At 40.1% G+C, this 7074-nt stretch carries 7 protein-coding genes; 1 reads left to right on the forward strand and 6 read right to left on the reverse strand.

Annotated features, from left to right (window positions below; all coding sequences use genetic code 11):
* The 6 genes from QAS77_RS09200 to QAS77_RS09225 all read right to left on the reverse strand — a co-directional run.
* Positions 1-366 (reverse strand): GDYXXLXY domain-containing protein (locus QAS77_RS09200; protein WP_305065102.1); only part of this gene is annotated, 366 nt, incomplete at its 3' end.
* The gene (locus QAS77_RS09205) at positions 363-1649 is read right to left on the reverse strand and encodes a DUF2157 domain-containing protein (protein ID WP_305065104.1); all 1287 of its coding nucleotides are present in this window, start codon (positions 1647-1649) and stop codon (positions 363-365) included. The genes QAS77_RS09205 and QAS77_RS09200, both read right to left, overlap by 4 nt.
* Positions 1650-1844: 195 nt before the next feature.
* The gene (locus tag QAS77_RS09210) at positions 1845-3149 is read right to left on the reverse strand and encodes a TrpB-like pyridoxal phosphate-dependent enzyme (RefSeq protein WP_305065106.1); all 1305 of its coding nucleotides are present in this window, start codon (positions 3147-3149) and stop codon (positions 1845-1847) included.
* 252 nt (positions 3150-3401) lie between these two features.
* Positions 3402-4328: a hypothetical protein gene (locus QAS77_RS09215; RefSeq protein WP_305065107.1), complete on the reverse strand. Its 927-nt coding sequence runs from the start codon at positions 4326-4328 to the stop codon at positions 3402-3404.
* Positions 4325-4570: a hypothetical protein gene (locus QAS77_RS09220; protein ID WP_305065109.1), complete on the reverse strand. Its 246-nt coding sequence runs from the start codon at positions 4568-4570 to the stop codon at positions 4325-4327. Before QAS77_RS09220 ends, QAS77_RS09215 begins: the two co-directional genes overlap by 4 nt.
* Positions 4571-4890: 320 nt before the next feature.
* Positions 4891-5460 (reverse strand): hypothetical protein, encoded by a 570-nt coding sequence (locus QAS77_RS09225; protein WP_305065110.1) that lies wholly within the window; start codon positions 5458-5460, stop codon positions 4891-4893.
* A gap of 451 nt (positions 5461-5911) precedes the next feature.
* Between QAS77_RS09225 and hmgA the strand changes: the two genes are divergently transcribed.
* A partial coding sequence (gene hmgA / locus QAS77_RS09230) for a hydroxymethylglutaryl-CoA reductase (NADPH) (protein ID WP_305065111.1) occupies positions 5912-7074 on the forward strand: 1163 nt, incomplete at its 3' end.

A 7074-nucleotide genomic window follows, 5' to 3' on the forward strand; every position in this document is an offset into this window, starting at 1 on the left:
GACATTCATAATGTTGCCATTGGGCCATTTGATCGTTCCTTTCATACAGACCTCTTCACCATTGGTATCGGGTTTTGTATGGCTTACTGAATCGATAGTCCAATATTTCTCGTTTTCAGAAAGGATAGCATATATTGGCTCCCCTGCCACAAAATCATGATCATACGGAATTATATCCAGATCGATCGTTGAAATTTCATAGTTCAGGGTAACGTAATCTCCTCGGAATATATCCCTCGGGTCTACGGGTTCGGTCTTTAGTAAAATATCTTTGCCTAAACTTAGTGTGACCGCTTTAGGCAGGAATATCAATGAGATGATGATCAGTGAATAAGCCATAAGCAAAAGAAATCTCTTCGAATTCATATTACATTGTCCCCTTTGATCTCGTTTATGATCGATCGTCTCTTATCTTCCAGATACCACCCCAGAATTACGAGAATGATCCCTCCGGCAATGAAGGCAAGAGATCTGGGCAACAACTCGTAAAGCGTTGTAAAATACAGATTCAAAACACCCAACACAAAAAAACTCATCCCGACATTGACAAAGGGTACTGTGGCTTTATAATATCCGATAAGGATGCTGCCAATGGATAGTACGAAAAAAATCAGATTAAATGCTATGAATAATATTGTAGCTGATTTTGGGTCCATTTCCATGTAAGTATGACCATATTTCACAATTGGTGTGGTCAATGCATCTATGAAGAAAGTTAACGACCATGTGCCTATCCAGCCTAAAAATGCAATTGCAAGTACAATGACTTCGTATTTTGTGCTTTTGATCTTACGGTACATTGAAACATTCGATGCTAAAAAGATAAGGGACGTTATCATGAATATCAGGAAAAGCATCTGGACCTGCCAGTTGATTGGGGTGAATCGGGTCAATATGAACCTATATGGTATTTCTAAACTGAAGTAAAAATATGAAGCCAGGATGAAGAATAGACCAAAACCCTGATGGATCAGCCTGAAATTTGCATATTTTTCAAATTTCATGTGCAGTTGCCCAAATCCATAGAGATTGATACCAAATAAAAGGTATAACATGAATATCTCGAAGCTGCTCAGTAGCAGGTCCCGGGTCTGTGAGATATAGAACATTGTCCAAAGAGCAAATGTGAAAATATTCAATGACAGGATGCTTGACGATCTGAAAGCATAACCAAAAGGAAGTATGGCCAGGAACCATACCAATATAAGCCAATGCTCATTCGCATTCACATTGTATATCTGGGCAGTCAGGAATATTGTCACACCCACGAACAATGAACCAAGAAAAAGCATTGCATCCCCCATTTCAGGGTGTGTTTTCCTGTTAAATTTCAAATTCCAGCCAAAGAAGTAAGTGGCATATGTGGTACCAATCAAAAGTATCATTTTTGCAACAGTAGGAATTTTTTGCCAGTTCGAGGCAACAAACAGTATCGCCCCAATACCGATCAGAAAGGCACCCAATATTGAAACGACTGTAATGAGCTTTGACGGTACCTTCTTCGGACTGATCTTTTCAGTTCCAGAAGGCGCCTTGGATAACCCATATCTCGACAAGATAAGCTTTGCCTGATGCTCGTCAACGATCCCATCCCTGCTCCAATCCTCGACCTCTTCTCGAAGCCAGGTCTTATGCTCATTATCCCCCATAATGATGTTATTAAAGAATTTAAGAGTACTTAATGTTTTTGTTACGATGTTACGATAAATAAAGAAAAATGATCAAGATCAAGAGATCTTGCCATAAAAGATCGATAGGGGAACAACAAAGTAAACTAAAAAATAGAAGAGAGTAAAATAAAATAGAAAGTATAAGGAATAGGGTTTAAAAGCCGTTTTCCCGGATCATTCGTTGCTCAGTTCACCACTGAAATACTTATCGTAAGAATACATATCGAAGTGACCGTGTCCGCTAAGGCAGAACAGGATGGTCTTCTCTTCTCCGGTCTGCTTGCACTTGAGAGCCTCATCAATAGCGCATTTGATAGCGTGGTTGGACTCTGGTGCAGGTGGAATACCTTCGCTGCGGGCGAACATAACGCCTGCTTCGAATACCTCTACCTGATGATAGCTGGTAGCTTCCATAAGATTATCTGCGGTCAACTGGCTGATTATCGGTGAGCAGCCGTGGTATCTTAAGCCCCCTGCATGGATGGCAGGTGGCATGAAATCGTATCCGAGTGAATACATCTTAAGGAGTGGGGTCAGTTTTGCCATGTCACCATAGTCATACTGGAACTTGCCGTCACAAAGGGTTGGACAGGCAGACGGTTCCACAGCGATGATACGTGGATCATGGGTGCCCTCGATCTTATCCCTCATGTATGGAAGGCTGATACCTGCAAGGTTACTTCCGCCACCACAGCAACCGATGACTATATCAGGATATTCCTCGACCTTATCTAGCTGTTTCTGGGCTTCAAGACCTATAACTGTCTGATGTAGCATGACATGGTTGAGCACACTGCCAAGGGCATATTTGGTATTGTCGTGCTTCACAGCATCCTCTACAGCTTCTCCAATAGCAATACCAAGACTGCCTGCAGTGTCCGGATATTTTTCAAGCATGTGACGTCCGAACTCAGTATCAGGACTTGGCGAAGGTACTACCTTTGCACCCCAGAGATTGATCAGGGATTTACGGTATGGTTTCTGCTCGAAGCTTGAGCGTACCATGTAGACCTTACATTCGATATCAAAATAATTACAGCTAAGTGAAAGTGCACTGCCCCACTGACCAGCTCCGGTCTCGGTGGTTATCCTCTCTGTGCCTTCCTTCATATTATAGTAAGCCTGTGCAACAGAAGTATTTGGTTTGTGACTGCCTGCAGGACTGACGCCCTCATACTTGTAGTAGATCTTTGCAGGTGTGTCAAGCAATTTTTCAAGCCTGTGTGCGCGGAATAAAGGAGCAGGTCTCCAGAGCTTGTATATTTCAAGAACCTCTTCCGGAATATCAATGTATTTCTCACTGCTCATTTCCTGTTTGATGAGCTCCATAGGGAAAAGAGGAGCAAGGTCCTCTGGTGCCAGTGGCTCATTATTTGCAGGATTAAGTGGAGGAGCCAATGGAGTGGGCATATCCGGAAGGATATTATACCATTTTTTTGGCATCTCGTTTTCATCAAGTAGGATCTTAGTCTGTTCCATAGATATTCCTCATATAATGCACAAATAAGTACCATAATGTAGATTAAATTATGATATATAGGTGTTGTGTTCTGAGTGGCTTTGTGTAAAAAGTCCTAAAATACCTTGACTTTATACACAGAACCAATACTTTTTACACAAACTCATTTTTTGAAGCAAAAAGAGTATTTATCGATCAATACATATGAACAATTTGCTGAGGAACTTGCAGAAATAAGAAATTCTATTTAAATGAACGTATTGATTACTGGATTATTTTGAAAATATATACCAGTAAACTCCCTTCCCTTTTTTATATGATCCTATGAGTCTACATGTTTGCAAGTCATTAAGATGGTTTTTTGTATTATCCCAAGACAAATGTGATTTTTTGGCAATCACAGAAGTACTCAATGGGCGTGGAGCATCGTATAAAGTGTCTAAAATTGCTTTTTCTGGCTTAGTTAGTAGAAGTTCAATTTTTTGAATCTTAGAAATTATGTAAGTTGTGATCCAATCTGGCATAATTTCTTCACCAAAATGTAGTTCGTTTTCTACATCTTTTTGCATTACTTCGACGATTTCTTTGTTCGAATTATCGAAAACAAATGCTCTTCGACATAGTTTCAAAGCATCGAAAAGGAAGTCATTTGTTCGATCATAGCGCTCAAATATCTTGTCATTTGAAACGCCATGTTGTCCTTTATCTACTCTTTCTTTTACTCTGTTTTGGTTGATTAGAGGATCAGAAGTTCCCACGTAGTATAGATATAGCTCCCATCCTTTTTCCTTTGCTCGTTTCATGAAGTCGAGTTTGGATTCATGGGAAAATACCGTTTCAAAAGAAAATAAATTAATATCCGTGGTATCGATCAATTTATCTCGTATATAATCAGCTATCAGAGAGCCAACGTAATCGTTATTTATGTCATTTATGAAGCAGTTGTTTTCAATTTTGAAATCATCGAGATCGAGACCACTTTTTTCAAACAATGTAGAATCTAACAAGTGTTGCTTTAATTCAGATTCAGAAGCCACGATACCAAATGGAGTAAAGTCGATTACGTCCATTTTGTTAAATGCATCAGGCTCAATGTGTTTATCTTTGTCGAATAGCCAGCCATCTGTTTCAAGTAAGTCGTTGATTAGTGTAGATTTCCCTGCACCATTTGCTCCTGCAAAAATCCTGATTCGTTTCATATTCTATAGACTCTTTGTTTCAACTTTACAAATGGTCTATCAAGTGTTTTCAGCACTTCTTCAGTACCGTCAGGATACTCTCTAACGATCTTATCTCCTTTTTGATAGGTAACTGGTCTGCCATTGCTGAGTGCGTCGTTGACAGCATTCCTTGTAGCGATTACGCCTATTCTTCGAAGGAGTGCTGACTCTTCTTCGATCGATGGTTCCTTTATCGTTTTGTGATGATGCATCTCTGGCATATAAATCGCCTCAATTAAATCATATGTTTTTGTTTTATATAGGAATTTTGATAGAGTTGTTAATAGATAATCATGATATATAAATGTAATGAAAATCATGGTTTGTGTAAAAAGTATATAATCGCACTTACTTTATACACATAATTATACTTTTTACACAGAATCAGGACTTTATACACAAGAGTTACTTTTTACACAAAGCCGTTCTGAGTTGAATCAATAGATACAACTTACAAAATTAAACAAAATTACCCCCGGATGCTCTGTTCCCCCACACTCAGAAGTTAAAAGAACATCAGAGCACTTAAACCATTTCAGATTCAGGGTTTGCATCCAATTGAGACACGCTCTTCAGGGGTCAGCTCGAGATAGAAATCGATTATTTGCAGGTCATTGAAATTCTTATTATGTAAAGCATCAAAGAACCTGTCAAGAACGTAGATGGTCTTCTTTTCAATTGGGTTTGAGGACAAAAGCGCTTCAGCTTCCTTAACAAGACCTATCTTCTTTAAACTTGTAGCTATACATTCGATCGTGTTCCTGTCGTGCTTGATAAATTCTTGTCTGATATGATCAAGGTCGACATATCCAGATGAAATTGACAAGTTCATACTTTCCGGCTTATCTCTTTCCAGTTCCCTGCAATCCCTTGCAGTTATATCGGAATAGAGATTGTTGTACCTACAGGTCAGATCTTTGTGTTTTTCAAGATACCAGGACCAGAAACCATTGGTGGCCTGATGATCAGCAGCATACCTATGGTCATCTAGCTGCCTTGTCTTCGCATTCTCAACAAGCCACTCCTTACGCCACATGTTAAATTCTTCTTTAGAAGACGCAGAGCTCAAACTGAAAATATGATGCCCCATAGAACCATTCGCATCCATCATACAATAACACCCATTTAAACACGTTTTCAAATTGTTGAATATGATACAAAAATAACAGGTAATACCATTCCTGACCGACACACAATAATCATTCAAAAATATATGAGTCCCCGAGATTTCATCAATATCATATATATGATAACCATAAAATAAGTGGCATTTTTGTATTTAAGTTTATCTACAAGAATTTAGATAGTAATCATCATCATGAGGATGAATCCACAGCCCATATCCGTATTTATAATAGATCGGAATAAAAATGCCAAGACGTATAAAGATATCATTTGTAATATATTAATATATAAATGCCACCAACACATATAAGCAGGAAGCACCATAATGGATTCAGATAATACTGGTTCATCGAAAATTTTTGACCAGGTTCAATACCACTCGATAATTCATCACACTATTGATACATTCTAAAAAAATAATATTGCAGGGAACACTAATGGCATCAAAAACCGAAACCACAATGAAAGAAGATGAATTGCTTGAAAAGGTCGTCTCAGGAGAAATGCCACTCCGGAAAATAGATGCATATACAGACACTGATACAGCTGTGAGGGTTCGAAAATGTGCCATTGAGAAGATGAATGGAATTAAGTTCGAACACATACAAAACTATACGATCGATGCTGAAGCAGCCACCAAACGCAACATCGAGAACATGATAGGCACCATACAGATCCCGCTTGGTGTTGCAGGTGCTATAAAAGTGAATGGAGAATATGCCAACGGAGACTTCACGCTTCCCCTTGCAACCACTGAAGGAGCACTCGTGGCAAGCGTCAATCGTGGATGTACAGTAATTACAGCTTCAGGCGGTTCAAATGTAAGGATATTCCAGGACCTCATGACCCGTGCCCCGGTATTCAAACTGGAGAATGTGAACAAGGTAAAGGACTTTGTGGATTGGGTCAAAGAACCGGAAACTTTCACAAATATGAAAGAGAAAGCAGGCGAAACCACACGTTTCGGAGAACTGCTCAGTGTAGATTCATTCATCACAGGGAATACTGTATTCCTAAGGTTTGCCTATGACACCAAGGACGCAATGGGAATGAACATGGTAACCATTGCCACCGATGCTGTGCTCAACTTTATCTCAGAAGAATTCGGAGCTTACCCGATCTCACTTTCAGGCAACATGTGCACCGACAAAAAACCGGCTGCCATCAACAATATACTTGGCAGGGGAAAAACCGTTGCTGCAGACGTTACAATTCCAAAGGAGATCGTGGAGAAGAAACTGAAGACCACCCCGAAGATGATGGAAGAGGTCAATTACAGGAAAAATCTCCTGGGTTCAGCAAGGGCAGGTGCCTTGGGATTCAATGCCCATGCAGCAAACATTATCGTAGCACTCTATCTGGCATGTGGTCAGGATGCTGCCCATGTTGTAGAGGGAAGTAGTGCCATAACAACAATGGAAGTAAATGAGAACGGAGACCTTTACTGTGCAGTCACCCTCCCGTCAATACAGGTAGGAACTGTTGGAGGCGGAACAGGCATAGCCACCCAGAGAGACTGCCTTAACCTGCTGGGAGTTGCAGGAGCAGGAGAGGTGCCCGGGCATAATTCGAAGAAACTGGCAGAGATAATCGCCGCTGC

This window comes from Methanococcoides sp., assembly GCF_030594565.1.
Lineage (GTDB): Archaea > Halobacteriota > Methanosarcinia > Methanosarcinales > Methanosarcinaceae > Methanococcoides > Methanococcoides seepicolus.

Excerpts from the sequence above, each read along its gene's own strand:
- QAS77_RS09210 (WP_305065106.1), bottom strand. The coding sequence starts at position 3,149 with ATGGAACAGACTAAGATCCTACTTGATGAAAACGAGATGCCAAAAAAA.
- QAS77_RS09205 (WP_305065104.1), bottom strand. The coding sequence starts at position 1,649 with ATGGGGGATAATGAGCATAAGACCTGGCTTCGAGAAGAGGTCGAGGAT.
- QAS77_RS09225 (WP_305065110.1), bottom strand. The coding sequence starts at position 5,460 with ATGATGGATGCGAATGGTTCTATGGGGCATCATATTTTCAGTTTGAGC.
- QAS77_RS09220 (WP_305065109.1), bottom strand. The coding sequence starts at position 4,570 with ATGCCAGAGATGCATCATCACAAAACGATAAAGGAACCATCGATCGAA.
- QAS77_RS09215 (WP_305065107.1), bottom strand. The coding sequence starts at position 4,328 with ATGAAACGAATCAGGATTTTTGCAGGAGCAAATGGTGCAGGGAAATCT.